The sequence below is a fragment of the Mesorhizobium sp. M0910 genome (assembly GCF_040319465.1).
Classification (GTDB): Bacteria; Pseudomonadota; Alphaproteobacteria; order Rhizobiales; family Rhizobiaceae; genus Mesorhizobium.
Map to the genome: position 1 here is coordinate 121,510 of NZ_JAMYNZ010000002.1, position 22,659 is coordinate 144,168.

The window sequence follows — 22,659 nt, forward strand, 5'->3', positions numbered from 1 at the left end:
CTTTAGCGGCCGCCGCCGATTTCCAGATTGGCGCCTGTTGTGTAGGACGCCTCGTCCGACAGCAGCCACAGAATTGCGGCTGCGACTTCCTCGGCGGTGCCGACGCGCTGCATGGGCACCACCTTGCGCATTCTCTCGGCGCGATCCGGCTGACCGCCGGAGGCATGAATTTCGGTGTCGATGATGCCCGGGCTGACCGCGTTGACACGAATGCCTTCGCCGGCCACTTCGCGGGCAAGCCCGATGGTGAAGGAATCGAGCGCGCCCTTCGAGGCGGCGTAGTCGACATATTGACCCGGCCCGCCAAGCCTTGCCGCGATCGAAGAAACATTGGCGATGGCGCCACCCTTGCCGCCATGCCTGGTCGACATCCGCTTCACCGCCTCGCGGGCGCAAAGCATCGGCGCGATTACATTGATGCGCATCATGCGCTCCAGCCGTGCAGCGCTAAACTCGTCGACGCGCGCGCTCTGGTCGACCACGCCGGCATTGTTGACGAGCGCGTCGAGCCGACCGAAACGGCCATCGACAGCCTCGAACATAGCCAATACGTCCGTCTCGCTGCCGACATCGGCCTTGACTGTGAAGGCTTCTCCGCCAGCAGCCTCGATGTCGGCGACCACCGTTTCGGCGGCTTTTGCATTCGACGCGTAATTGACCGCAATGCGATAGCCGGCCTTGGCGGCAAGCCTGCATGTAGCGGCGCCAATGCCGCGGCTGCCGCCGGTCACCAGCAGGATCTTTCCGCTCGCGCTCATTCCTGACATCCCTTCAGGGCAAAGACGTCCCAGGGCACCCTGGAAAAGCCGTTGGCGCCATTGGCCGCCGACATCTGCAACGACGCTCCCAAGTCAGGCAGGATCAGCTTCTTCGGCGCATCCTTTCCTTCGCCCGGCAGCAACGCGATATTGCCCTGGTCGTCGGCAGTGTAGATGACGCCCTCCCACACGGTGCAGGCGGCGAGCTCGTCGCCGGTGACGTCGCCGGCCGGGCATTTGTACATCAGCGAGCCGTGCGGCCGCGCCACGCCCTCCGTCCACATGACGATGCCGTCGAGCACGACGCCGTTGTCGAGCACCATCTTGAAGGTATTGGTGACGGTAGCCGACTCCATGGTCGGCCTGAAATCGATCTCGGCGGCGTTCTCAGGATCGCCATAGACGGCCAGTTCGAGCGGGCAGGCGGCGAGGGCCGCGGAGACCGTCTGCACGCCGAGTGCGCAGATTGTGACAAACAAACCGGACCGGAAACGGCACGAACTCATCCGGCGGCGCAGATCCATGCTCCGGCCCACGTCGGCCGCCCCCTAGAGGTCGAGCACCAGCCGCTCAGGATCCTCCAGGCTTTCCTTGACCCGCACCAGGAAGGTCACCGCTTCCTTGCCGTCGACGATGCGGTGGTCGTAGGACAGCGCCAGATACATCATCGGCCGGATGACGATCTGGCCGCCGACCACCACCGGCCGCTCCTGGATCTTGTGCATACCCAGAATGCCGGACTGCGGCGCATTGAGGATCGGCGTCGACATCAGCGACCCGTAAACGCCACCGTTGGAAATCGTGAACGTGCCGCCTTGCATATCGGCGACGGAGAGCTTGCCGTCGCGCGCCGCAAGCCCCAGCCTGCCGATGTCCTTCTCGATTTCGGCGATGGACATCTGGTCGGCATTGCGCACAACCGGCACGACAAGGCCTTTCTCTGTACCGACGGCAACGCCGATATGAGCGTAGTTCTTGAAGATGATGTCGGTGCCGTCGATCTCGGCATTGACCGACGGGATCTCCTTCAGCGCATGGGTGACGGCCTTGGTGAAGAAGCCCATGAAGCCGAGCTTCACGCCGTGCTTCTTCTCGAACACGTCCTTGTATTTGCTCCTCAGCGCCATCACCGCGCTCATGTCGACCTCGTTGAAGGTGGTCAGCATGGCGGCGGTCGATTGCGCTTCTTTAAGGCGGCGCGCAATGGTCTGGCGCAGCTTGGTCATGCGCACCCGCTCCTCGCGCGACGCATCGTCGGCAGCGGACGGCGCGCGCGCGGCAACGGGTGCCGGTACAGGCGCGGCCTTGGGCATTTCTGCCGGCTGCGACGGCGCGCCCCTGGCGATAAGGTCGAGCACGTCGCCTTTCAGCACCTGGCCGCGCTTGCCCGAGCCCGACACCTGGTCGACCGCGAGATTGTGCTCGGCCAGCAGCTTTGCCGCCGACGGCGCCGGCGGCATGGTGCGTGTCTCGATCGCGCCGGCGTCACCGGCAATCTTGGCGGTCTCGGCCGCAGCCTGCTTGACGCTCGAGGCTGCAGTCGGAGCCGAGGCCTGCGACACCGCCTCCTGCTTCGTTGCCGGAGCGGCGGCGGCATTGGCTGCCGCGCCGGCGCCTGCCGAAATCGTGCCGAGCAGCGCGCCGACGCCGACCGTCTCGCCTTCCTTGACGGCGATCTCGGCGAGCGTGCCCGCGGCGGCGGCCGGCACTTCCACCGTCACCTTGTCGGTTTCGAGCTCGACCAGCGGCTCATCGGCGGCGATCGCGTCGCCGACCTTCTTGAACCACTTGCCGATGGTCGCCTCGGTGACGGATTCACCAAGTGTCGGGACGCGGATTTCGGTTGCCATTGTGCCTGTCCGTTTCTTTCGGTTCTGTTCTATTCACCAAGCGCGTCGTCGAGCAAGGCGGCAAGCTGGGCGAGATGCTTCGACATCAATCCGGTCGCCGGCGAGGCGGCGGCCGGCCGGCCGGTATAGCGCACCCGCTGATGCTTGGCGTCGATATGCGCCAGCACCCATTCGAGATACGGGTCGATGAACGACCAGGCGCCCATGTTCTTGGGCTCCTCCTGGCACCACACCATCTCGGCATTACGGAAGCGCGACAGTTCGGTGATCAGCGCCTTGGCCGGGAACGGATAGAGCTGCTCGACGCGCAACAAATAGATGTCGTTGATGCCGCGCTTCTCGCGCTCTTCGTAGAGGTCGTAATAGACCTTGCCCGAACAGAGCACGACACGGCGGATTTTCGAATCCTTGGTGAGCTTGATGGCCTGGCCTGACAGCAGCTGCGCGTCGTCCCACAACAGCCGGTGAAAGGCGCTTTCGCCCGACATTTCCGGGAGGGTCGACACAGCCCGCTTGTGGCGCAGCAGCGACTTCGGCGTCATCAGGATCAGCGGCTTGCGGAAGTCCCGCTTCAATTGCCGGCGCAAGATGTGGAAGTAATTGGCCGGCGTCGTGACATTGGCGACCTGCATGTTGTCTTCGGCGCAAAGCTGCAGGAAGCGCTCGAGCCGGGCCGACGAATGCTCGGGCCCCTGGCCTTCATAGCCATGCGGCAGCAGGCAGACGAGGCCCGACATTCTGAGCCATTTGCGCTCGCCCGACGAGATGAACTGGTCGAACACCACCTGGGCGCCGTTGGCGAAGTCGCCGAACTGCGCTTCCCACAGCGTCAGCGCCTTCGGCTCGGCCAGCGAGTAGCCATATTCGAAGCCGAGCACGGCCTCTTCCGAAAGCATCGAGTTGATGACCTCGAAGCCGGCCTGCGCCGCCGACAGATTGTTGAGCGGGATATAGCGTGTCTCGTCGCGCTGGTCGTAGAGCACGGAATGCCGCTGCGAGAAGGTGCCGCGCTCAGAATCCTGTCCGGACAGCCGGATCGGATTGCCGTCGAGCAGGATGGCGCCGAAGGCCAGCGCCTCGGCCGTCGACCAGTCGATGCCTTCGCCGGACTCGATCGCCTGGCGGCGATTGTCGAGGAAGCGGATGATCGTCTTGTGCGCCTCGAAATCCTTCGGCACCTCGGTCAGTTTCTTGCCGATCTCCTTCAGCGTCTTGACCGGCACGGCGGTCTTGCCGCGCCGCTGTTCGTCCTGGTTGTCGGCCGAGCGCAAGCCGGACCACGCGCCGTCCAGCCAGTCGGCCTTGTTCGGCTTGTAATGCTGGCCGACCTCGAATTCCTGCTCGAGATGCGCCCGCCAATCGGCCTTCATCTTTTCGAACTCGGCCTGCGTGATGTGGCCTTCGGAAATCAGCCGGTCGGCATAGATCTGCACCGTCGTCTTCTGGTTGCGGATCTTGCGATACATGATCGGCTGGGTGAAGGCGGGCTCGTCGCCCTCATTGTGGCCGAAGCGGCGGTAGCAGAACATGTCCACCACGACAGGCTTGTGGAACTTCATGCGGAATTCGATCGCCACCTTGGTCGCATGGACCACGGCTTCCGGATCGTCGCCGTTGACGTGGAAGATCGGCGCCTCGATCATCTTGGCTACGTCGGACGGATAGGGAGACGAACGCGAAAAGCGCGGGTTGGTGGTGAAGCCGATCTGGTTGTTGATGATGAAATGCAGCGTGCCGGCGACGCGGTGGCCGCGCAGGCCGGACAGGCCAAGGATTTCGGCAATCACGCCCTGGCCGGCAAAGGCGGCGTCGCCGTGCAGCAGCAAGGGCAGCACCTTGGCACGCTCCTCCAACGGCACGATCTCCTCGCGGCTGCGGCCGAACATATAGTCCTGTTTGGCGCGCGCCTTGCCCATCACCACCGGATCGACGATTTCCAGATGCGAAGGATTGGCGGTCAGCGACAGATGCACCTTGTTGCCGTCGAACTCGCGATCCGACGAAGCCCCGAGATGGTACTTCACGTCGCCCGAGCCTTCGACCTCGTCGGGCGCGGCCGAGCCGCCCTTGAACTCGTGGAAAATGGCGCGGTGCGGCTTGGCCATCACCTGTGACAGCACGTTCAGCCGGCCGCGATGCGCCATGCCGAGCACGATCTCCTTCATGCCGAGCTGGCCGCCGCGCTTGATGATCTGCTCCAGCGCCGGGATCAGCGACTCACCGCCATCAAGGCCGAAGCGCTTGGTGCCCTTGTACTTGACGTCGATGAACTGCTCGAAGCCTTCCGCCTCGACAAGCTTCTGCAGGATCGCCTTCTTGCCGGCTGCGGTGAAGGAGATCTCCTTGTCGGTGCCCTCGATGCGTGCCTGGATCCAGGCCTTCTCCTCGGGATCGGAAATATGCATGAATTCGACGCCGAGCGTCGAGCAATAGGTCCGGGTCAGGATATCGAGCATCTGCCGGATGGTGCCGAATTCCAGCCCGAGCACATTGTCGAGGAAGATCGGCCGGTCGTAGTCGGCTTCGGTGAAGCCGTAATTCTCCGGCGACAGCTCGTTATAATCCTCCAGCGGCTTGGCAATGCCAAGCGGATCGAGATTGGCGTGCAGGTGGCCGCGCATGCGGAAGGCGCGGATCATCATGATGGCGCGGACGGAATCGCGCGTCGCCTGATGCACGTCGGCGTCGGAAAGCGCTGCGCCGTTGCCGGCTGCCCTGTCCTTGACCTTCTTTTCGATGTGCTTTTCGACCAGGCCCCAATTGCCGTCCAGGGCCGAGACCAGCTCGCCATTGGCCTGCATCGGCCAGGAGGGCTTGGCCCAAGAGGCGCCCTTGGCGTTCCTGCGCACGTCGCCGGCGTCATCCTTCAGCGCCGCGAAGAAGTCCTGCCATTCGGGATCGACCGAAGCGGGATCGTCCTCGTAGGCGGCATAGAGCGCGTCGATATAATCGGCATTGCCGCCATAGAGGAAAGAGGTAAGCGAAAACTGGTCGTTGGCCTGATCTTGTCTTGCCATTTTTGTCCGCGGAGCCGCGCTCCGTCTCCTTTTCAGAGCGAATAGAGAGTAGCGAATAGCGAGTAGGGATTTTCCCTGGTTCGCGCCGTTACTCTGTTCTTACCTATTCGCTATTCACTACTCGCTACTCACTAACCTTTGATCGCCTCGACCAGCGTCGTGCCGAGCCGGGCCGGCGATGGCGAAACCTTGATGCCGGCCGATTCCATCGCCGCGATCTTGTCTTCCGCACCGCCCTTGCCACCGGAGATGACCGCGCCGGCATGACCCATGGTGCGGCCGGCCGGCGCGGTGCGCCCGGCGATGAAGCCGGCCATCGGCTTGCTGCGGCCGCGCTTTGCCTCGTCCTTGAGGAACTGCGCGGCGTCTTCCTCGGCCGAACCGCCGATCTCACCGATCATGATGATCGACTTGGTCTCGTCGTCGGCGAGGAACATCTCCAGCACGTCTATGAACTCCGTGCCTTTGACCGGGTCGCCGCCGATGCCGACGGCGGTGGTCTGGCCGAGACCGACATTGGTGGTCTGGAACACCGCCTCATAGGTAAGCGTTCCCGAGCGCGAAACAACGCCGACGGAGCCCTTGCGGAAGATGTTGCCGGGCATGATGCCGATCTTGCATTCGTCGGGGGTCAGCACGCCGGGGCAGTTCGGCCCGATCAGCCGCGATGTCGAGCGGTCGAGCCTTGCCTTGACCTTGATCATGTCCATCACCGGTATACCCTCGGTGATGCAGACGATCAGCGGGATCTCGGCCTCGATCGCTTCCAGGATCGCTTCGGCCGCTCCCGCCGGCGGTACGTAGACGACCGAAGCGTTGGCGCCGGTCCTGGCCTTGCCTTCGGCAACGGTGGAAAAGATCGGCAGCGTCTCGCCCTTGGCGCCGGTCCAGGTCTCGCCGCCCTTCTTGGGGTGGATGCCGCCGACCATCTTTGTGCCGTGATAGGCGAGCGCCTGTTCGGTGTGGAACGTGCCGGTCTTGCCGGTCAGGCCCTGCACCAGCACCTTGGTGTTCTTGTCGACGAGAATGGACATGGTGGTCCTTTTTAAAAACCGTTGATCGGGGAAGGCCGCGCGCTCATGGTCACAACCGCTTCAGGTCGGCGACGGTGAGGTCGCTTTTGGCGTTGCCGGTGTTGAGCGTCGTCGCCGGCTCGAACATCAGCACGACAGGTTCCTCGCTCAGCGAGCGCGGCCGGTGCTCGACGGCGCGCGGCACGACGATGAACTCGCCGCTGCCAAGTTCCACCGTGCCGTCGCGGAAATCGATGGCGATGCGGCCCCGCAGCACCAGGAACGCTTCGTCCTCATTGTCGTGGGCGTGCCAGTCGAAGACGTCGCCGAACTTGGCGATCTTGACCTGGCTGTCATTCACGTCGCCGGCAATATGCGGATCGAAGACCTTCTTGATCTTCGCATCCGCCGCCTCGATGAGGTTTATCTTGTGCGGAGGCACAGACTCAGCCCTTCACCGCCGCGACAATCTTCTTGGCTGCGTCATCGAGGTCATCGGCCGAAACCACGTTCAGTCCGCTGTCGTTGATGATCTTCTTGCCGAGCTCGGCATTGGTGCCTTCCAGCCGCACCACCAGCGGCACTTGCAGGCCGACCTCCTTGACTGCGGCGATGACGCCCTCGGCGATAATGTCGCACTTCATGATGCCGCCGAAGATGTTGATCAGGATGCCTTTGACCGCCGGATCCTTGGTGATGATCTTGAACGCCGCCGTCACCTTTTCTTTCGACGCGCCGCCGCCGACATCGAGGAAGTTGGCGGGCTCGGCGCCGTAGAGCTTGATGATGTCCATCGTCGCCATGGCAAGGCCGGCGCCGTTGACCATGCAGCCGATATTGCCGTCGAGCGCGACATAGGCGAGGTCGTATTTCGACGCCTCGATCTCCTTCTCGTCCTCTTCGGTGGTGTCGCGCAATTCGAGCACGTCCGGGTGACGGAACAGCGCATTGTTGTCGAACGACACTTTTGCGTCGAGCACGCGCAGCCGGCCGCTCTTCATGACGATCAGCGGGTTGACCTCGAGCAGGCTCATGTCCTTCTCGACAAACGCCTTGTAGAGGATCGGAAACAGCGTGGAGCCGTCCTTGGCGGCGTCGCCGTCGAGCCTCAGTGCGGCGTTGAGCTTCTTCATATCGTCGGCCGTCACGCCCTTTTCCGGGTCGATGGCGACGGTAATGATCTTTTCCGGCGTGTCGTGGGCGACCGCCTCGATGTCCATGCCGCCCTCGGTCGAGACGACGAAGGCGACGCGCCCGACCGAGCGGTCGACCAGGATCGACAGATAGAGTTCGCGCTCGATGTCGGCGCCGTCCTCGATATAGAGCCGGTTGACCTGCTTGCCGGCCGGGCCGGTCTGCTTGGTGACCAGCGTATGGCCGAGCATCTCCTTGGCGTTGGCGACGACCTCGGCCACCGACTTCGCCAGCCTGACGCCGCCCTTGGCATCGGGCCCGAGCTCCTTGAACTTGCCCTTGCCGCGGCCGCCGGCATGGATCTGGCTCTTGACCACATAGAGTGGGCCGGGCAGCGCCGTGGCGGCAGCTTCCGCCTCGCTCGCCTTGAACACCGGCACGCCCTCGGCCACCGGTGCGCCAAAGCCCTTCAGCAGCGCCTTGCCCTGATATTCATGGATGTTCATGCGCTATGTCTCCAGCTTGCTTGGCGGCTTGGTTACCGGCTTACTTGGCCGCGAGATGTGGAGCGATCTTGACGCAGGCGTCGCACAGGCCCTGCACCGCCGCGACCGAATTGTCGAACATCTTCTGCTCGTTCTTTGTGAGCTCGATCTCGATGATCCGCTCGACGCCGCCGGCGCCGATCACCACGGGAACGCCGACATAGGTGTTCTTGACGCCATATTGGCCGGAGAGGTACGCCGCACAGGGCAGCACCCGCTTCTTGTCCTTGAGATAGGCTTCGGCCATGGCGATGGCCGAGGCGGCCGGCGCATAAAAGGCAGAGCCGGTCTTGAGCAGGCCGACGATCTCGGCGCCACCGTCGCGGGTGCGCTGCACGATCTGGTCGAGCCGCTCCTTCGAGGTCCAGCCCATCTTGATGAGGTCGGGCAACGGGATGCCGGCAACCGTCGAATAGCGGATCATCGGCACCATGGAATCGCCATGGCCGCCGAGCACGAAGGCGGTGACGTCCTCGACCGAAACCTTGAATTCCTCGGCCAGGAAATAACGGAAGCGCGAACTGTCGAGCACGCCGGCCATGCCGACGACATGGCTCTTGGGCAGGCCGGAAAACTTCTGCAGCGCCCAGACCATGGCGTCGAGCGGGTTGGTGATGCAGATGACGAAGGCTTTCGGCGCGTATTTCTTGAGGCCGGCGCCGACCTGCTCCATCACCTTCAGATTGATGCCCAGAAGATCGTCGCGGCTCATGCCGGGCTTGCGCGGCACGCCGGCGGTGACGATGCAGACGTCGGCGCCCTCGATACCGGCATAGTCGTTGACGCCGGTCAGCCTGGAGTCGAACCCATCGACCGGCGACGACTGCGCGATGTCCAGCCCCTTGCCTTGCGGGATGCCTTCGGCGATATCGAACAGCACGACGTCGCCGAGATCCTTGAGGCCGACCATGTGGGCGAGGGTGCCGCCGATCATGCCCGAGCCGATGAGCGCTATCTTGTTGCGTGCCATGTCAGGATGTTTTCCCTTTGACTATGACGGCGCCCAAATCCTTGACGATTTGATGACGGCGTCGGAGGAAGAGGCCGGAATGCTGCGGAACCGCGAAATTCGCCGCACGCAATAGCCCCGGCCGCACAAAAATTCAAACGATTATTTTGCAGTGAATAATTTCAATCGGTTAGAAACAATGGGACTTACGTAAGCGTCAAAATTCTGAAGCCGGCTAGAGGAATTCTACACAATGGCATTGGAAATCAGAAGGCTGTTTCCTGGCGATGACGCCCTTGTGATGCGGGTTGCCGACGAAGTCTTCGACGAGCCGGTCAGGCCGGATCGGCTCTCCGCCTATCTCGCGGAGCCCGGTCATTTCATGGTCGTGGCCCTCGCCGACGGCATCGTCGTTGGCCAATGCGCAGCTGTCATCCACCGCCACCCGGACAAGGTGAGCGAGCTCTACATAGACGAGGTCGGCGTGGCGCCGGCCTTTCAACGCCAGGGCATTGCGACGAGGATGCTCGACGCCATGTTCGCACTCGGCTGCGAGCATGGCTGTGAGGAGGCGTGGGTCGGCACCGAGCCGGACAATGTTGCTGCTCGCGCACTTTACGAGTCGCGAAAAGAGCCGCGTGGGCCGGCGGAGGGGTTCGTCATGTATATTTATCGGTTATAGGCGCCGGCAGCAGCGGCCTCTTCTGTACTACCCCTCACGCCTGGCCTGCCGTGCCTCGGTCGATGATCCCTGCGCCCTCTGCCTCTCCGCCCAGTTCTCCAGCCAGTCGTGGCTCTGCATCTCGATCAGCCGCGATGCGGTGCGCTCGAACTCGAAGACTTCGTTGCCGCGCTTGGCCGTATAGAGCTGCGCCGGCGGTGCCGCGGCGCTCATCACCAGCCGTACATGATGATCGTAGAGCGTATCGACCAGCAGGATGAAGCGCTTGGCTTCGTTGCGCTTGCCTTCGCCGAGCACCGGCACCCGGTCGACGACGATGGTCGAGAAACGACGGGCAATGGCAAGATAGTCGCGGGCCCCGAGCGGCCTCTCGCAGAGATCGGTGAAGGAAAACCGCGCCGCCTCGCCGGCAGTACGCGGCACCACGACGTGTCGGCCCTTAACCGTCAGCATCGTCTCGGCCGTCGGCCTGCCATGCGTCATCACCGCCCACAGCTCGTCGAGCGCATGGTCGGCGGCGGCATCGGCCGGGGTGATATAGACCGGCATGCGGCTGAGCTTGTCTAGGCGGTAATCCTTGTCGGCATCCAGCGCCAGCACGTGCGCGTGGCGCTCCAGGATAGCGACAAACGGCAAAAACAACTGACGGTTCAGGCCGTCGCGGTAGAGATCCTGCGGCGCGACATTGGAGGTGGCGACCAGCACCACGCCATTGGCAAACAACGCCGAAAACAACCTGGACAGGATCATCGCATCGGCGATGTCGGTGACCGAAAATTCGTCGAAGCACAGCACCCAGGCTTCCTCGGCAAGCGCGCGCGCCACCGGCGGGATCGGGTCGTCCTCCTTGACCGTACCCTCTTTACGCGCCTGCCGGTGCTTGTGGATGCGGTCCTGCACGTCGGCCATGAAATCGTTGAAATGCACGCGGCGCTTGCGCCGCACCGGCAACAGCTCGAAGAACATGTCCATCAGCATGGTCTTGCCGCGGCCGACGCCGCCATGGATATAGAGGCCCTTGACCGCCTCGTGCCCCTCGCGCTTGCGGGCGAACAACCACCCCAGCGCGCTTGATTTATGCGCCAGCCGCTTTGCCGATATCTCGTCGATCAGCCGGTCGAGCGCAGCGGCGATCCGCTCCTGCGCCGGATCGCGCCCGATGGCGCCCGTCTCGACCAGATGGTCATAGCGCTGCTTGACGGTCGCATGGGTCTGGAGGCCGTCACGCAGATGCATCGGTCACGTCGTTCCGGAGCAATTCCAAGAAAAGTGTGTAGCGGTTTTCTGTCCGGAATTGCGTAAAAAACAAAAGAGAGCAATTCCAGGAAAAGTATGTAGCGGTTTTCCGTCCGGAATTGCGTACCAATGGGGGCCGTTCTCTTACCTTGTAAGCGAGATCGGCAGGCCGTTGGAAGTCTGGCCGTCGAATTTCTCGCCGCCCGAGGAATAAAGCCGTGCCAGCGTGCCGCCATTCTCGTCATAGAGCGTCAGTTGCTTGCCGGCGACGTTCCAGGATTTGATGCCGTCGATCGGCGCCGGGCAATGCAGCGGTCCGGCGCGGTAGCCCGACCCGAATTTGGTCTGCGGCGTCGCCACCTGACAGCTCTGGCCGGACACGCTTGCTTTCCACACACCAGCGACGCTAGAGGCGGTCAGGTCGGCCGCACCGGCCGGCGCCGTCCCGTCGGGCGGCAGCGAGGCGACCTGCGTGTTCTGCGGCGCAGTCGGAAATTTCGACGGGTCGGCGGCGCCGGGTGTCGCCGGTGGCGGCAACTGGTTTGCAGTCACCTTGCCGGCAGGCGCAGCTTCCAGCGGCGCCGGCTGCTGCTCGTCCATCGATGAGAACCGCGAGGTCGAACAGCCGCTCGCAACGAGCGCGGCCAGCGATACGGCCAGCAGGCCGGTTTTCGAAAATTTCATTCTTCAACCTCCGTCGGATCGAGCTGGGGAAGCCGTCCGCGCAATGTCCCCCTCACCAAGATGGAGAAGGTGGCGAAATTTCAACCCGATATGGTTAAAATACGGTTTGCGCCGCTAATGTTGCAAATTTGTCGCAAAATGCACATTGCCTGAATTGCGTCGCGCCTTGGCCTTTGGCCGGCCTCTCCGGTTGATGCGATACGGCGCGCTGGCGTCAAATCCTTGGCGTTTCCTTGGCGTTCACCTCAATGCTTGTGCGGGCCGGCTCCGGCATTATCTCTTGGCGATCAGCAAACTGCAGGAAGCCGATTTCTTGGCCGCGAGAAAGAGAGCCGCCAACCGCTATTACAGCGGGCCGCCCAGCGATCATTTCGACGGCACCTTGTTCTTCAATCCCGGCGGACGGCCGCCGGGTCGCTTTGCCGATCTGTTGAAGTGGCAACTGAGCCGCGAGCGCTCGAAATGGCCGACGGCGGATCCGAGCCCGTTTCCGCCGGCAAGACCGGTCGAGCGCATCGATGGTTCTGCGCTGCGCCTCACCATGGTCGGTCATTCCTCGCTGCTCGTCCAGACAGCAGGCCTGAACATCCTGACCGATCCGGTCTGGTCGCGGCGTGTCTCGCCGCTCTCCTTCGCCGGGCCGAAACGCGTCAATCCGCCGGGCATCGCCTTTTCGCATTTGCCGCCGATCGACCTCGTGCTGGTCAGCCACAACCATTACGACCATCTCGACCTCGCCACGCTGAAGCGCCTGAAGGCAAAACACGACCCGCTGCTGCTGACGCCGCTTGGATGCGGCTTTCCGCGCATGACTGGGGCGACCGGGTCGATATCGGCGATGGCGTCGCCGTCCATGTCGAGCCGGTGCATCACTGGTCGGCCCGCGGTACTCGCGACCGGCGCATGGCGCTATGGGCGGGTTTCGTCGTCGAGACGCCCGACGCAAAGATCTATTTCGCCGGCGACACCGGCTTCCACGGCGGCATCAATTACCGGCTGATGGCGCAAAAGCACGGCGGCTTCCGCCTCGCCATCCTGCCGATCGGCGCCTACGAGCCGCGCTGGTTCATGGCGCCTCATCACCAGGATCCGGAAGAGGCGGTGCAAGGCATGCTTTTGTGCAACGCCGCCTATGCCGCCGGCTGTCACTGGGGCACGTTCCGGCTCACCAACGAGCCGATCGAGGAGCCGCCCAGAAAGCTCGGTGAAGCGCTCGATGCTGCCGGCCTGCCGCGGCAACGTTTTCGCGCCTTGCGGCCGGGCGAAGTCTGGGACGTGCCGGAGGTTTAGCGCGGCGGAACCTGAGGCATCACATAGACGTTTGTAGGTTGTTCAAACCTGTCGGTTGCGAGGTGCCTCTTATGATCAGGTGGATTATCATTCTTTTGATTATCGCGGCCGCGGCGAGCCTGCTCGGCATGCCGGCACTGGCCGGAGCCGCCGCCACCGGCGCGCGCATCCTCATCGGCATCGTGCTGATCATCTTCCTGCTGATCGTGCTTGGCGTCTTCGCGGTGACGTGAAAATCACGCCGCGCTGGTAATTTCTGCCGCTATCCGCCATATAGGCGCCAAACCGGCAAGAGACCTTTCGATCGATGGCAAGCGCGGCCCCTTTCGCCAAGATGAACGGCATCGGCAACGAAATCATCGTTGCCGATATGCGTGGCCGTGCCGATCGCGTGACGTCTGCGGCAGCCGTCGCGCTCAATGCCGACACGTCGACCCGGTTCGACCAGATCATGGCGATCCACGACGCCAGGACGCCGGGCACCGCCTTTTTCATCGATATCTTGAATTCCGACGGGACCAGCGCGCAAGCTTGCGGCAACGGCATGCGCTGTGTCGTCCAGGCGCTCGCCGCCGAGACCGGCCAGAAGACATTTGCCTTTGAAACAGTCGCCGGCATCCTAAACGCCGAGGAACATGCCGACGGAATGATCTCGGTCGACATGGGCAGGCCGCGCTTTGGCTGGCAGGACATCCCGCTGGCCGAGGAATTCCGTGACACCCGCATGATCGAGCTGCAGATCGGCCCGATCGATGCCCCGGTGCTGCATTCGCCGTCGGTCGTCTCGATGGGCAATCCGCACGCTATCTTCTGGGTCGACCGCGACGTCTGGTCCTACGAGCTCGAGCGCTTCGGCCCGCTGCTCGAAAACCACCCGATCTTCCCCGAGCGCGCCAACATCACCATCGCGCAGGTGACTTCGCCGGAGACCATGATCATCCGCACCTGGGAGCGCGGCGCCGGCCTGACCAGGGCCTGCGGCTCGGCCGCTTGCGCCGCCGTGGTCGCCGCGGCCCGCACCCGGCGCACCGGCCGCAGCGTCACGCTGATGACGCCCGGCGGCGGCTCGCTGCATGTTCTGTGGCGCGACGACGACCACGTCATCCTCACCGGTGCCGCCGAATGGGAATTTTCCGGCAGCTTCGATCCGGCGACCGGGGCCTGGGCGCGCGACACCGAAAGCGCCGCCTGATGGCTCCTCTTGGCAACAAGGGCATCGAGGTCGTCACCTTCGGTTGCCGGCTGAACACCTATGAATCCGAGGTGATGCGGCGTGAAGCCGAAAGTGCGGGCCTCGGCGGCCTCGAAGGCGGCGCCATTATCTTCAACACCTGCGCCGTCACCGGCGAGGCTGTACGCCAGGCCAAGCAGTCGATCAGAAAAGCCCGCCGTGAGAACCCGGCCGCCCGCATCATCGTCACCGGCTGCGCCGCGCAGACCGGTCCGCAGGGTTTCGTCGCCATGCACGAGGTCGACCTCGTCCTCGGCAATGAGGAAAAACTGAAGGCGCATTCCTATCGCGCGCTGCCGGATTTCGGCGTCAACGACACCGAAAAGGCGCGCGTCAACGATATTTTTTCGGTACGCGAGACGGCCGCCCACATGGTCGACGCCATCGAGGGCCGGGCACGCGCTTTCGTCCAGGTGCAGAACGGCTGCGACCACCGCTGCACCTTCTGCATCATTCCCTACGGTCGCGGCAATTCGCGCTCGGTGCCGATGGGCGCCGTGGTCGAGCAGGTCAAGCGACTCGTCGGCAATGGTTATGCCGAGATCGTGCTGACCGGCGTCGACATGACCAGTTTCGGCGCCGACCTGCCTGGCGCACCGAAGCTCGGCAAATTGGTCAAGACCATCCTGAGGCAGGCGCCCGACATGAAACGCCTGCGGCTTTCCTCCATCGATTCGATCGAGGCCGACGACGATCTGCTGGACGCCATCGCCACCGAGCCGAGGCTGATGCCGCATCTGCATCTGTCGCTGCAATCGGGTGACGACATGATCCTGAAGCGGATGAAGCGCCGGCACAGCCGCGACCAGTCGATCCGCTTTTGCGAGGATGTGCGCAAACTGCGCCCCGGTATCGTTTTCGGCGCAGACATCATCGCCGGCTTCCCGACCGAGACGGACGCAATGTTCGAAAACTCGCTGGAGATCGTCGAGGAATGCGGCCTGACGCATCTTCATGTCTTCCCGTTTTCGCCGCGCGAAGGCACGCCCGCCGCGCGCATGCCGCAGCTCCGCCGCGACGTCGTCAAGCAACGCGCGGCACGCCTGCGCACCGCCGGCGAGGCCGCCTATCGCCGCCATCTTGCCTCGCTCGCCGGCACACGCCAGTCGATCCTGGTCGAGCGTGACGGCCTTGGCCGCACCGAGGGGTTTACGCTGGCAGTGTTGTCGGCGGGCGCGCCGGGCGACATCGTCGAGGCTGATATCGCCGGCCATGACGGTATCAGACTGATCGCCGCGCCGCTTGCCGCCCGCGGCGTCTGAGAGCGCAAGACATGGCTGGTTTTTTCAAGAAGATATTTTCGTTCGGCAAGAAGGAAGTGGTCGAGGGGCGGCCCGACGAGACCGCACCGCTGCCGCCGATCAAATGGGACGAACTGGAGGCGCTGAAGCCGGCCGCCGAGCAGACCGTTCCGGAGTTTTTGAAACGCGAAGAGCCTCGCTCCGAGACCGAAGCCGTACCGCCGGTCGAGGCGGAAGCGCCCGCGCCGCAGCCGGCGCCTGTTGAAGAGGCCGAGCCCGAGCCTGCGCCGACCCTTCCGCCCGAGCAGGACACCCAGCCAGAACCCGCTCCGGAGCCAGAGGCGCCTGCCGAACAGGCGGCGTCAGACGCCGCTCCCGTCGTTCCCGAGCCAGCCCCGGAGCCAGAGCCGGAGGAAATTCCTGAGCCAGAGCCGACGCAGCCAGAAATCGTCCAGACTGAGCCTCCGCCATCCGAACGTGGCGCTGCCCCTCATCCGCCTGCAGGCACCTTCTCCCCTTATAGTGACGGGGAGAAGGGTGCTGATCGTCACGCCGAGCCTCGTTTTGAAAGCGGCAAAGAAAAAGCTCCGGCGCTGACGCCCCCCTCTCCCCGTCCCTTACGGGGGTCCGAAGGACGGGCGAGACAAGCGGCTCGCCCCGGAACGGGTAGGGGTGAGGGGCAGCGCCAACCTGCGCAAGACGCGGCACCCGCTGCCGAAATCACGCCAGCGCCGCCGCCGGCCGAAATCCCGCCGCCGATCCGCCAGCCAGCGCCCGTCGAGACGAAGCCGCCGCTCGCCGAGATCGCGCCCGAGCCGGAGGCCGTCCCGCAACCATCGCCGGAGCCAAAGCCCGCCTCCGGCAAAGTCACCGTAACCAAGAAGGTCGAGCAGAAAGCCGAGCCGCAGAAGGCGCCCGAACCGGCGCCGAGGCGCTCCTGGTTCCAGCGCATGCGAGACGGGCTTGCGCGCTCCTCCCGGGAGTTGTCGGGCAACATCGCCGGCGTCTTCACCAAGCGGAAACTCGACGAGGACACGCTGCAGGACCTGGAGGACGTGCTGATCCGCGCCGATCTCGGCATGGAGACGGCTTTGCGCGTAACCGATGCACTCTCCGCCAGCCGCTACGGCAAAGACGTCTCCGATACCGAAGTCCGCGCCATCATGGCGGCCGAGGTGGAGAAGGTGCTGTCCCATGTCGCCATGCCGCTGGAACTCGACCTCAGCCATAAGCCGCATGTCATCCTGGTGGTCGGCGTCAACGGCACCGGGAAAACAACGACTATCGGCAAGCTCGCCGCAAAGCTCACCGATGGCGGCCTTTCGGTGATGCTCGCCGCCGGCGATACTTTCCGCGCAGCCGCGATCGAGCAGCTGAAGATCTGGGGCGAGCGCACCAACTCGCCAGTCATTGCCTCGAAGCTCGGCGCCGACGCCGCTGGCCTCGCCTATGACGCATTCGAGCGGGCGAAGGAGGCCGGCTCCGACGTGCTGATCATCGACACCGCCGGGCGGCTGCAGAACAAGACCGAACTGATGGCGGAACTGGAAAAGATCGTCCGCGTGCTGGGCAAGCTCGATCCGGAAGCGCCGCACACGGTGCTGCAGACGGTCGATGCCACCACCGGCCAGAACGCGCTCAACCAGGTCGAGATCTTCCGCAATGTCGCCGGCGTCAACGGCCTGGTGATGACCAAGCTGGACGGCACGGCGCGCGGCGGTATTCTGGTGGCGATCGCGGCAAAGCATAAATTGCCGGTCTATTTCATCGGCGTCGGCGAACAGGTCGACGACCTCGAACCCTTTTCCGCAAGCGAATTCGCCAGGGCGATCGCTGGCGTGGCTTGACGAGCATGATCCCAATAAGGTGCAGGCTTTTTGGATTGAATCATGCGTAAGAAGGACCTTATGAGCCCACCCATTCTCGAACGCGACCCATCCGACCCGCAAAAGCAGAAGAAGGAAGCCGTCAATCCGCTGCTCAAGCTGGTGCTGGAGCTTGGCCCGCTGATGGTATTCTTCTTCGCCAATGCGCGCGGCGCATGGCTGGTGCAGAAATTCCCGGCGCTGGGCGAGTTCGGCGGACCGATCTTCGTCGCGACCGGCCTGTTCATGGCCGCGACCGCGATCGCGCTGATCGCTTCCTGGCTGCTGACCCGTACCTTGCCGATCATGCCGATGGTGTCGGGCGTCGTCGTCTTCATCTTCGGCGCGCTGACGCTCTATCTGCAAGACGATATCTTCATCAAGATGAAGCCGACCATCGTCAACACGCTGTTCGGCGGCGTGTTGCTCGGCGGCCTGTTCTTCGGCAAATCGCTGCTCGGCTATGTCTTCGAATCGGCCTTCAATCTCGACGCCGAGGGTTGGCGCAAGCTCACCTTCCGCTGGGGCCTGTTCTTCCTGTTCCTAGCCCTTGTCAACGAAGTGGTCTGGCGGAATTTTTCCACCGATACATGGGTTACCTTCAAGGTTTGGGGCATCATGCCGATCACGCTTCTGTTCACCTTCAGCCAGATGCCGCTGATCCTGCGCCATTCGCTCGAGGACAAGACCGAGAAAGCGGGAAACGCCGGCAAGTAGCAATTCCAGGAAAGGTCTGTGCAGCGGTTTCCCCTGGGAATTGCGTCAGAATAGGAGGGGACGAGGATGGAATTCATCATCACGCGCGACGAGCTGAGGACGATCTACAAGACGCCTCGGCCGACCGACGGCTCGATCCGCAAGGAATTGAAGACATTGGACGGCCACTGCCGTTCCTTCATCGGCAAGAGCCCGTTCGTGCTGATCGGCTCGTCCGACGGCGCCGGCAATGCCGATGTGACGCCCAAGGGCGACAGGCCGGGCTTTGTGGCAGTGCTCGACGAGAAGACCATCGCCATCCCCGACCGGCCGGGCAACAACCGGCTCGACACGCTGGAGAACATTCTTCTCAATCCCTCGGTCGGGCTGCTCTTCCTCATTCCCGGCATGAACGAGACGCTGCGTGTCAACGGCGATGCCCGCATCACCGTCGATGCGGCATTGCGCGAGCGGCTGGCGGTCGACGGCAAGGCACCGCAAAGCGTCGTCGTGGTGACGGTCAAGGCCGCCTATATGCATTGCGCCAAGGCCTTCATGCGCTCCGAACTGTGGAAGCCCGAAACCTGGTACGACCGCGCGACGCTGCCGACGCTCGGCCAGATCCTGCGCGACCAGCTGGCGCTTGCCGAAACGGCGGAGGCCACCGACCGCTGGCTTGACGAGGATTACAAGCAGACCATGTGGTAGCGTGCCCGGCAACGAATCGCCGAGCCGCTCCCTTTGCTGAACATTCTCGCCATTTCCGGCAGCCTGCGCGCCGCCTCGACCAATTCGGCCCTGGTCGCGGCCCTCACGCAAAACGCGCCGCCGGACTGTCACGTCTCCGTTTATGACGGGCTTGGTCGGCTGCCGATCTTCAACCCCGACGACGAAGGCGAGCGGACGCCGCCGCAAGCAGCGGCGCTGATCGATGCGGTCACCGCCACTGACGGCGTCATCGTCTCCTGCCCGGAATACGCACACGGCGTGCCAGGCGGCCTGAAGAACGCGCTCGACTGGCTGGTGTCGCGCGATGCCGCCGTCGGCAAGCCAGCCATGCTGGTGCATGCCTCGCCGCGCTCGCTGTTTGCCCGCGCCGCACTGGTCGAGGTCATGCGGACAATGTCTTTCGCGCTCTATGAGGAAGCAGCGCTCGAAATCGCGCTGCTCGGCAAGAGGCGGCCGGAGGTGGAGAAAATCCTGGCGGAACCGGAAAACCGGCTGGCGATGCGCGGCGCCGTTTCGGATTTCGCCGAGTTCATCCGCGTCGGCTGAGCGGCGCTCAACCCTTGCCTCTCCGCGTCTCGACGTCGGTCTCGCCGACGAACCAGTCGCGTGCAGCGACCTCCTCGAAGACCACCCAGACATCGTTGTTGGTCAGGCCGGTGACGCCGGTTATGGCCGCTGTCACCTGGGCGGCGATCGCGGCCTTTTTGCCGGCCGGGTCATCGGCAATCACCTCCTTGACCAGGCGGATGTTCACGAATGGCATGGGTCCCTCCCTTGGATATGCTTGGCGGCCGCTCAGTAGGTTTTGGCGCCGTTGACCATGAACCGGACCATGTAGAGCGAAGTCGTGCCGGCGATATAGAGGCAGTTCAGCTTGTTGCCGCCGAACACGCAATTGGCAACGACTTCCGGTACCTTGACCTTGCCGATCAGCGTCCCGTCTGGATCGTAGCAGTGGATGCCGTCGGCGGCGCTGGTCCAGATGCGGCCGTCCGCATCCAGCCTGAAACCGTCGAACAGGCCGGCGGTGCAGTCGGCAAAGACCTTTCCGCCTGAGACCGTCTTGCCGCCCTGGCCGACATTGAACACCCGGATGTGCGCCGGGTTTTGCGCACCATGCGTGCGGCCGGTGTCCGCGACATAGAGCTGGCGCTCGTCGAGCGAGAAGGCGAGCCCGTTGGGCCTGACCATGTCGGTGATCACCGCCTCGGTCTCGCCGGTGCCGGGATCGACCCGATAGACATGGCAGGCGCCGATCTCGCTTTCGGCCTTGTCGCCCTCGTAATCGGTATCGATGCCGTAGCTCGGATCGGTGAACCAGATCGAGCCATCGGACTTGACCACCGCGTCATTGGGCGAGTTCAGCCGCTTGCCGCGCCATTTGTCGGTGATGGTGATGACCGAGCCGTCATGCTCGGTGCGGCTGACACGGCGGCCGGAATGCTCGCAAGTAACCAGCCGGCCTTGCCGGTCGACGGTGTTGCCGTTGGAATTGCCCGACGGCTGACGGAACACGCTGACACTGCCGTCGGTCTCGTCGTAACGCAGCATGCGATTGTTCGGGATGTCGGACCATACCACATAGCGCCCGGCTGCAAACCAGGCCGGTCCTTCCGCCCATCGGCAGCCGGTAAACAGCCTGTCGACCTGTGCATTGCCGTTGAACAGCCGCGAAAAGCGCGGATCGAGAACTTCGTAGAATTCGCTGGCCATGGTTCCTCCCGGTAGCAGTCGCTTGGCGAGGCGCGATCAAGCCAGCCTGCGATCGATATGGCAAGATCGATGATGCGTCAGAAGCATTGTGGAAGCGAATGCTGGCCCGGACGGCAGGTCACATCCGGTTAACCGGCTATGCGCCCAGCGCAATGGTGCATTGCAACATCTTATTTTTGCAACGCACCATAACTATGTCATGCTTCGTATCGATCAAGGGAGGAACAACTGGCCGCAAATGCGGCGCAAAAGGAGACTCGCTATGATCATCGACAGCCTCATGAGCCGCGCTCGCGCCAGCATCGCCAAGCGCCGGCATTACAACCGCCTCGTCGCCGAAATCGACAGCTTCACCAGCCGCGACCTCGCCGACATGCGCGCCGATCGCTCAGAAATGCTCTACCAGGTCCACAAGCAGATCTACGGCTGAGTCTTCGGTCAACCTATCACAAACGGCGGGCAATCAGCCCGGCACGGCCAGCGCCTTCTCGATCTCCGGCAGCAGCAGCGTCTGCGCCGAGTCCGGCGTCAGCGGCCCGACATGCTTGTAGGCGATCTTGCCGTCCTTGCCGATGACGAAGGTCTCCGGCACGCCGTAGACACCCCAGTCGATCGCCGTGCGCCCGGCCTGATCGACGCCGATTGCCTGGAACGGATTGCCGAGATCGCCAAGGAACCGACGGGCGTTTTCCGGCTGGTCTTTGTAGTTCAACGCTGCCATGACGAAGCGTCTGTCCCGCGACAGCGCCAGCAGCACCGGGTGCTCTTCGCGGCACGGCGCGCACCACGACGCGAAGACGTTGACCAGCGTCACCTTGCCGGCGAACTGTTTTGAATCGAGGCCCGGCAAATTGGTGCCCTCGAGCGCCGGCAGGTTGGTCTGCGGCGCCGGCAGGCCGATCAGCGCCGACGGCACTTCCGACACGTCGCGCCCGGACAAGAGCTGCGCCAGGAACAATCCCGCCAGCCCGAGAAAGACGAGCAGCGGCAGCAGCACGATCAGGCGGCGGCGCCCCGGTGTTTCCGTTTCCGTGCTCATGGCTTGACTGCCCTATCGGAGCGCCGGCGCACGCCGGATGCTTCCAGCTCGGCGAGTTCTCGCTTGCGGCCGCGCTGGTCCAGCAGGATCCAGCCGATCAGCCCGCCCAGCACCACGGCCGTGATCGCATAGGCGGCGGTGACATAAAGCGCGTGTACGCTCATGCTTCTCGCTCCGCGGCGCTTTCCAAACGGTCCGTCTCGCCTTGTTCCGACATGTCCTCTCTTAACGCCGCGCCATCGGCTCCGCAATTGTTCGCCGCGCCGCAGGGATGAGCTGAAGCCAACACATCAATCCGTTCCGTGCCGCAGCGCCAGCGCCGCCGCCACCGGCCCGAGCACGGCAAGGAACAGGGTCAGCGCGGCAAGAATGAGGAAGGGCTGCAGGAACGGATCGGGGTCCGCTACCGCGCCATAGCTTGCCGATACGCCGAAGATCAGCACGGGAATGGTCAGCGGCAGTACCAGCACCGAGATCAGCAGCCCGCCGCGCGGCAACGCTACCGCCACCGCAGCACCGGCGGCACCGATGAAGGTAATCGCCGGCGTGCCGACCAGCAGCGTCAGCGCCGTGGCGCCGATGCCGGCCGGTTCCATGTTCATGAACAGGCCAAGCAGGGGCGCGGCGACGACCAGCGGCAGCACGCTTCCCGCCCAATGCGCCAGGCATTTCGTCAGCACGGTCAAGGCCAGCATTTGCCGGTCGTTGCCAAGCACCAGAAGATCGAGAGAGCCGTCTTCCCGATCAGCCTGGAACAGCCGGTCGAGGCCGAGCAGGCAGGCAAGCAAGGCGGCAATCCACAGGATCGCCGGGCCGATGCGGGCCAGCAGCCTCAGGTCGGGACCGACGCCGAACGGGATGGTCGCGATGACGGCGAGAAAGAAAATCACTCCAGTCAGCGCTCCGCCGCCGGCGCGGATGCTCAGGCGGATGTCGCGCAGGAAGAGGGACCACATTATGGTTTGGTCCCGATGCAGGCGTGAAGGC

General features: G+C 63.8%; 24 protein-coding genes and 1 pseudogene. 10 read left to right on the plus strand and 15 right to left on the minus strand.

All coding sequences use genetic code 11. From position 1 onward, the window contains the following. Positions 1 to 2: 2 nt before the first annotated feature. The 8 genes from NKH78_RS04390 to mdh all read right to left on the minus strand — a co-directional run bounded on the left by NKH78_RS04390 (position 3) and on the right by mdh (position 9,287). The gene (locus NKH78_RS04390) at positions 3 to 758 is read right to left on the minus strand and encodes an SDR family oxidoreductase (protein WP_352701245.1); all 756 of its coding nucleotides are present in this window, start codon (positions 756 to 758) and stop codon (positions 3 to 5) included. Then, positions 755 to 1,210 carry a hypothetical protein gene (locus tag NKH78_RS04395; RefSeq protein ID WP_502899779.1) on the minus strand — a complete coding sequence of 152 codons (456 nt, stop codon included), beginning with the start codon at positions 1,208 to 1,210 and terminating at the stop codon, positions 755 to 757. Before NKH78_RS04395 ends, NKH78_RS04390 begins: the two co-directional genes overlap by 4 nt. A 96-nt stretch (positions 1,211 to 1,306) precedes the next feature. Further along, a complete protein-coding gene (gene odhB, locus NKH78_RS04400) occupies positions 1,307 to 2,608 on the minus strand; it encodes a 2-oxoglutarate dehydrogenase complex dihydrolipoyllysine-residue succinyltransferase (RefSeq protein ID WP_352738341.1) in 1,302 nt (433 codons plus the stop codon). Between the two features lie 29 nt (positions 2,609 to 2,637). Beyond that, a complete protein-coding gene (locus NKH78_RS04405) occupies positions 2,638 to 5,625 on the minus strand; it encodes a 2-oxoglutarate dehydrogenase E1 component (protein WP_352882084.1) in 2,988 nt (995 codons plus the stop codon). Between the two features lie 131 nt (positions 5,626 to 5,756). After that, positions 5,757 to 6,659 carry a succinate--CoA ligase subunit alpha gene (gene sucD, locus NKH78_RS04410; RefSeq protein WP_352479658.1) on the minus strand — a complete coding sequence of 301 codons (903 nt, stop codon included), beginning with the start codon at positions 6,657 to 6,659 and terminating at the stop codon, positions 5,757 to 5,759. Between the two features lie 49 nt (positions 6,660 to 6,708). Beyond that, a complete protein-coding gene (locus NKH78_RS04415; protein WP_352738344.1) occupies positions 6,709 to 7,080 on the minus strand; it encodes a cupin domain-containing protein in 372 nt (123 codons plus the stop codon). Positions 7,081 to 7,084: 4 nt separating this feature from the next. Continuing rightward, complete coding sequence (sucC, locus tag NKH78_RS04420) at positions 7,085 to 8,278, minus strand: ADP-forming succinate--CoA ligase subunit beta (RefSeq protein ID WP_352738345.1); 1,194 nt, start codon at positions 8,276 to 8,278, stop codon at positions 7,085 to 7,087. A gap of 40 nt (positions 8,279 to 8,318) precedes the next feature. After that, the gene (gene mdh, locus NKH78_RS04425; RefSeq protein WP_352507328.1) at positions 8,319 to 9,287 is read right to left on the minus strand and encodes a malate dehydrogenase; all 969 of its coding nucleotides are present in this window, start codon (positions 9,285 to 9,287) and stop codon (positions 8,319 to 8,321) included. Between the two features lie 232 nt (positions 9,288 to 9,519). Here mdh and NKH78_RS04430 point away from each other — a divergent pair, with 232 nt between their 5' ends. Beyond that, positions 9,520 to 9,948: a GNAT family N-acetyltransferase gene (locus NKH78_RS04430; RefSeq protein ID WP_352738347.1), complete on the plus strand. Its 429-nt coding sequence runs from the start codon at positions 9,520 to 9,522 to the stop codon at positions 9,946 to 9,948. Positions 9,949 to 9,975: 27 nt separating this feature from the next. On the opposite strand, the gene zapE is transcribed toward NKH78_RS04430, so the two are convergent. Both zapE and NKH78_RS04440 read right to left on the minus strand, forming a co-directional pair. Then, on the minus strand, positions 9,976 to 11,184 hold the full coding sequence (gene zapE / locus NKH78_RS04435) for a cell division protein ZapE (protein WP_352882089.1): 1,209 nt from the start codon (positions 11,182 to 11,184) through the stop codon (positions 9,976 to 9,978). 144 nt (positions 11,185 to 11,328) lie between these two features. Next, positions 11,329 to 11,868 carry a protease inhibitor Inh/omp19 family protein gene (locus NKH78_RS04440; RefSeq protein WP_352479663.1) on the minus strand — a complete coding sequence of 180 codons (540 nt, stop codon included), beginning with the start codon at positions 11,866 to 11,868 and terminating at the stop codon, positions 11,329 to 11,331. 313 nt (positions 11,869 to 12,181) lie between these two features. On the opposite strand from NKH78_RS04440, the pseudogene NKH78_RS04445 reads away from it, so the two are divergent. The 8 genes and pseudogenes from NKH78_RS04445 (at position 12,182) to NKH78_RS04480 (ending at position 19,466) form a co-directional block, all read left to right on the plus strand. Continuing rightward, positions 12,182 to 13,158: pseudogene (locus NKH78_RS04445) on the plus strand (MBL fold metallo-hydrolase). A gap of 71 nt (positions 13,159 to 13,229) precedes the next feature. Then, positions 13,230 to 13,391 carry a DUF1328 family protein gene (locus NKH78_RS04450; RefSeq protein WP_031195454.1) on the plus strand — a complete coding sequence of 54 codons (162 nt, stop codon included), beginning with the start codon at positions 13,230 to 13,232 and terminating at the stop codon, positions 13,389 to 13,391. A gap of 74 nt (positions 13,392 to 13,465) precedes the next feature. After that, positions 13,466 to 14,350 (plus strand): diaminopimelate epimerase, encoded by an 885-nt coding sequence (dapF, locus tag NKH78_RS04455; RefSeq protein ID WP_352649361.1) that lies wholly within the window; start codon positions 13,466 to 13,468, stop codon positions 14,348 to 14,350. Next, positions 14,350 to 15,651 carry a tRNA (N(6)-L-threonylcarbamoyladenosine(37)-C(2))-methylthiotransferase MtaB gene (gene mtaB, locus NKH78_RS04460; protein ID WP_352738351.1) on the plus strand — a complete coding sequence of 434 codons (1,302 nt, stop codon included), beginning with the start codon at positions 14,350 to 14,352 and terminating at the stop codon, positions 15,649 to 15,651. Before dapF ends, mtaB begins: the two co-directional genes overlap by 1 nt. An 11-nt stretch (positions 15,652 to 15,662) precedes the next feature. Next, the gene (ftsY, locus tag NKH78_RS04465; protein WP_352738353.1) at positions 15,663 to 17,477 is read left to right on the plus strand and encodes a signal recognition particle-docking protein FtsY; all 1,815 of its coding nucleotides are present in this window, start codon (positions 15,663 to 15,665) and stop codon (positions 17,475 to 17,477) included. A 60-nt stretch (positions 17,478 to 17,537) separates the two neighbouring features. After that, positions 17,538 to 18,212: a septation protein A gene (locus tag NKH78_RS04470; RefSeq protein WP_352701417.1), complete on the plus strand. Its 675-nt coding sequence runs from the start codon at positions 17,538 to 17,540 to the stop codon at positions 18,210 to 18,212. Between the two features lie 66 nt (positions 18,213 to 18,278). After that, on the plus strand, positions 18,279 to 18,899 hold the full coding sequence (locus tag NKH78_RS04475) for a pyridoxamine 5'-phosphate oxidase family protein (RefSeq protein WP_352479669.1): 621 nt from the start codon (positions 18,279 to 18,281) through the stop codon (positions 18,897 to 18,899). A gap of 33 nt (positions 18,900 to 18,932) precedes the next feature. Beyond that, positions 18,933 to 19,466: an NADPH-dependent FMN reductase gene (locus NKH78_RS04480; protein WP_352701235.1), complete on the plus strand. Its 534-nt coding sequence runs from the start codon at positions 18,933 to 18,935 to the stop codon at positions 19,464 to 19,466. A 7-nt stretch (positions 19,467 to 19,473) separates the two neighbouring features. Here the strand turns inward: NKH78_RS04480 and NKH78_RS04485 are convergent, their stop codons facing one another. Both NKH78_RS04485 and NKH78_RS04490 read right to left on the minus strand, forming a co-directional pair. Beyond that, positions 19,474 to 19,683, minus strand: a complete 210-nt coding sequence (locus NKH78_RS04485) for a tautomerase family protein (RefSeq protein ID WP_254817859.1) — start codon at positions 19,681 to 19,683, stop codon at positions 19,474 to 19,476. Between the two features lie 32 nt (positions 19,684 to 19,715). Next, a complete protein-coding gene (locus NKH78_RS04490) occupies positions 19,716 to 20,633 on the minus strand; it encodes an SMP-30/gluconolactonase/LRE family protein (protein WP_352882097.1) in 918 nt (305 codons plus the stop codon). Between the two features lie 262 nt (positions 20,634 to 20,895). On the opposite strand from NKH78_RS04490, the gene NKH78_RS04495 reads away from it, so the two are divergent. Continuing rightward, positions 20,896 to 21,063, plus strand: a complete 168-nt coding sequence (locus NKH78_RS04495; RefSeq protein WP_254817861.1) for a hypothetical protein — start codon at positions 20,896 to 20,898, stop codon at positions 21,061 to 21,063. A 33-nt stretch (positions 21,064 to 21,096) separates the two neighbouring features. Here the strand turns inward: NKH78_RS04495 and NKH78_RS04500 are convergent, their stop codons facing one another. From NKH78_RS04500 to ccmB, 3 genes are all read right to left on the minus strand, one after another. Beyond that, positions 21,097 to 21,672 (minus strand): DsbE family thiol:disulfide interchange protein, encoded by a 576-nt coding sequence (locus tag NKH78_RS04500; protein WP_352882100.1) that lies wholly within the window; start codon positions 21,670 to 21,672, stop codon positions 21,097 to 21,099. Further along, a complete protein-coding gene (gene ccmD / locus NKH78_RS04505) occupies positions 21,669 to 21,836 on the minus strand; it encodes a heme exporter protein CcmD (RefSeq protein WP_352479673.1) in 168 nt (55 codons plus the stop codon). The genes NKH78_RS04500 and ccmD overlap by 4 nt, the downstream gene beginning before the upstream one ends. A 126-nt stretch (positions 21,837 to 21,962) precedes the next feature. Then, positions 21,963 to 22,628 carry a heme exporter protein CcmB gene (ccmB, locus tag NKH78_RS04510; RefSeq protein ID WP_352479674.1) on the minus strand — a complete coding sequence of 222 codons (666 nt, stop codon included), beginning with the start codon at positions 22,626 to 22,628 and terminating at the stop codon, positions 21,963 to 21,965. Positions 22,629 to 22,659: the final 31 nt, after the last annotated feature.

Excerpts from the sequence above, each read along its gene's own strand:
- ftsY (WP_352738353.1), top strand. The coding sequence starts at position 15,663 with ATGGCTGGTTTTTTCAAGAAGATATTTTCGTTCGGCAAGAAGGAAGTG.
- NKH78_RS04490 (WP_352882097.1), bottom strand. The coding sequence starts at position 20,633 with ATGGCCAGCGAATTCTACGAAGTTCTCGATCCGCGCTTTTCGCGGCTG.
- NKH78_RS04500 (WP_352882100.1), bottom strand. The coding sequence starts at position 21,672 with ATGAGCACGGAAACGGAAACACCGGGGCGCCGCCGCCTGATCGTGCTG.
- NKH78_RS04495 (WP_254817861.1), top strand. The coding sequence starts at position 20,896 with ATGATCATCGACAGCCTCATGAGCCGCGCTCGCGCCAGCATCGCCAAG.
- NKH78_RS04470 (WP_352701417.1), top strand. The coding sequence starts at position 17,538 with ATGAGCCCACCCATTCTCGAACGCGACCCATCCGACCCGCAAAAGCAG.
- zapE (WP_352882089.1), bottom strand. The coding sequence starts at position 11,184 with ATGCATCTGCGTGACGGCCTCCAGACCCATGCGACCGTCAAGCAGCGC.
- sucD (WP_352479658.1), bottom strand. The coding sequence starts at position 6,659 with ATGTCCATTCTCGTCGACAAGAACACCAAGGTGCTGGTGCAGGGCCTG.
- mtaB (WP_352738351.1), top strand. The coding sequence starts at position 14,350 with ATGGCTCCTCTTGGCAACAAGGGCATCGAGGTCGTCACCTTCGGTTGC.
- NKH78_RS04405 (WP_352882084.1), bottom strand. The coding sequence starts at position 5,625 with ATGGCAAGACAAGATCAGGCCAACGACCAGTTTTCGCTTACCTCTTTC.
- sucC (WP_352738345.1), bottom strand. The coding sequence starts at position 8,278 with ATGAACATCCATGAATATCAGGGCAAGGCGCTGCTGAAGGGCTTTGGC.
- NKH78_RS04450 (WP_031195454.1), top strand. The coding sequence starts at position 13,230 with ATGATCAGGTGGATTATCATTCTTTTGATTATCGCGGCCGCGGCGAGC.
- odhB (WP_352738341.1), bottom strand. The coding sequence starts at position 2,608 with ATGGCAACCGAAATCCGCGTCCCGACACTTGGTGAATCCGTCACCGAG.
- NKH78_RS04485 (WP_254817859.1), bottom strand. The coding sequence starts at position 19,683 with ATGCCATTCGTGAACATCCGCCTGGTCAAGGAGGTGATTGCCGATGAC.
- NKH78_RS04475 (WP_352479669.1), top strand. The coding sequence starts at position 18,279 with ATGGAATTCATCATCACGCGCGACGAGCTGAGGACGATCTACAAGACG.
- ccmB (WP_352479674.1), bottom strand. The coding sequence starts at position 22,628 with ATGTGGTCCCTCTTCCTGCGCGACATCCGCCTGAGCATCCGCGCCGGC.
- dapF (WP_352649361.1), top strand. The coding sequence starts at position 13,466 with ATGGCAAGCGCGGCCCCTTTCGCCAAGATGAACGGCATCGGCAACGAA.
- NKH78_RS04440 (WP_352479663.1), bottom strand. The coding sequence starts at position 11,868 with ATGAAATTTTCGAAAACCGGCCTGCTGGCCGTATCGCTGGCCGCGCTC.
- ccmD (WP_352479673.1), bottom strand. The coding sequence starts at position 21,836 with ATGAGCGTACACGCGCTTTATGTCACCGCCGCCTATGCGATCACGGCC.
- mdh (WP_352507328.1), bottom strand. The coding sequence starts at position 9,287 with ATGGCACGCAACAAGATAGCGCTCATCGGCTCGGGCATGATCGGCGGC.
- NKH78_RS04390 (WP_352701245.1), bottom strand. The coding sequence starts at position 758 with ATGAGCGCGAGCGGAAAGATCCTGCTGGTGACCGGCGGCAGCCGCGGC.
- NKH78_RS04430 (WP_352738347.1), top strand. The coding sequence starts at position 9,520 with ATGGCATTGGAAATCAGAAGGCTGTTTCCTGGCGATGACGCCCTTGTG.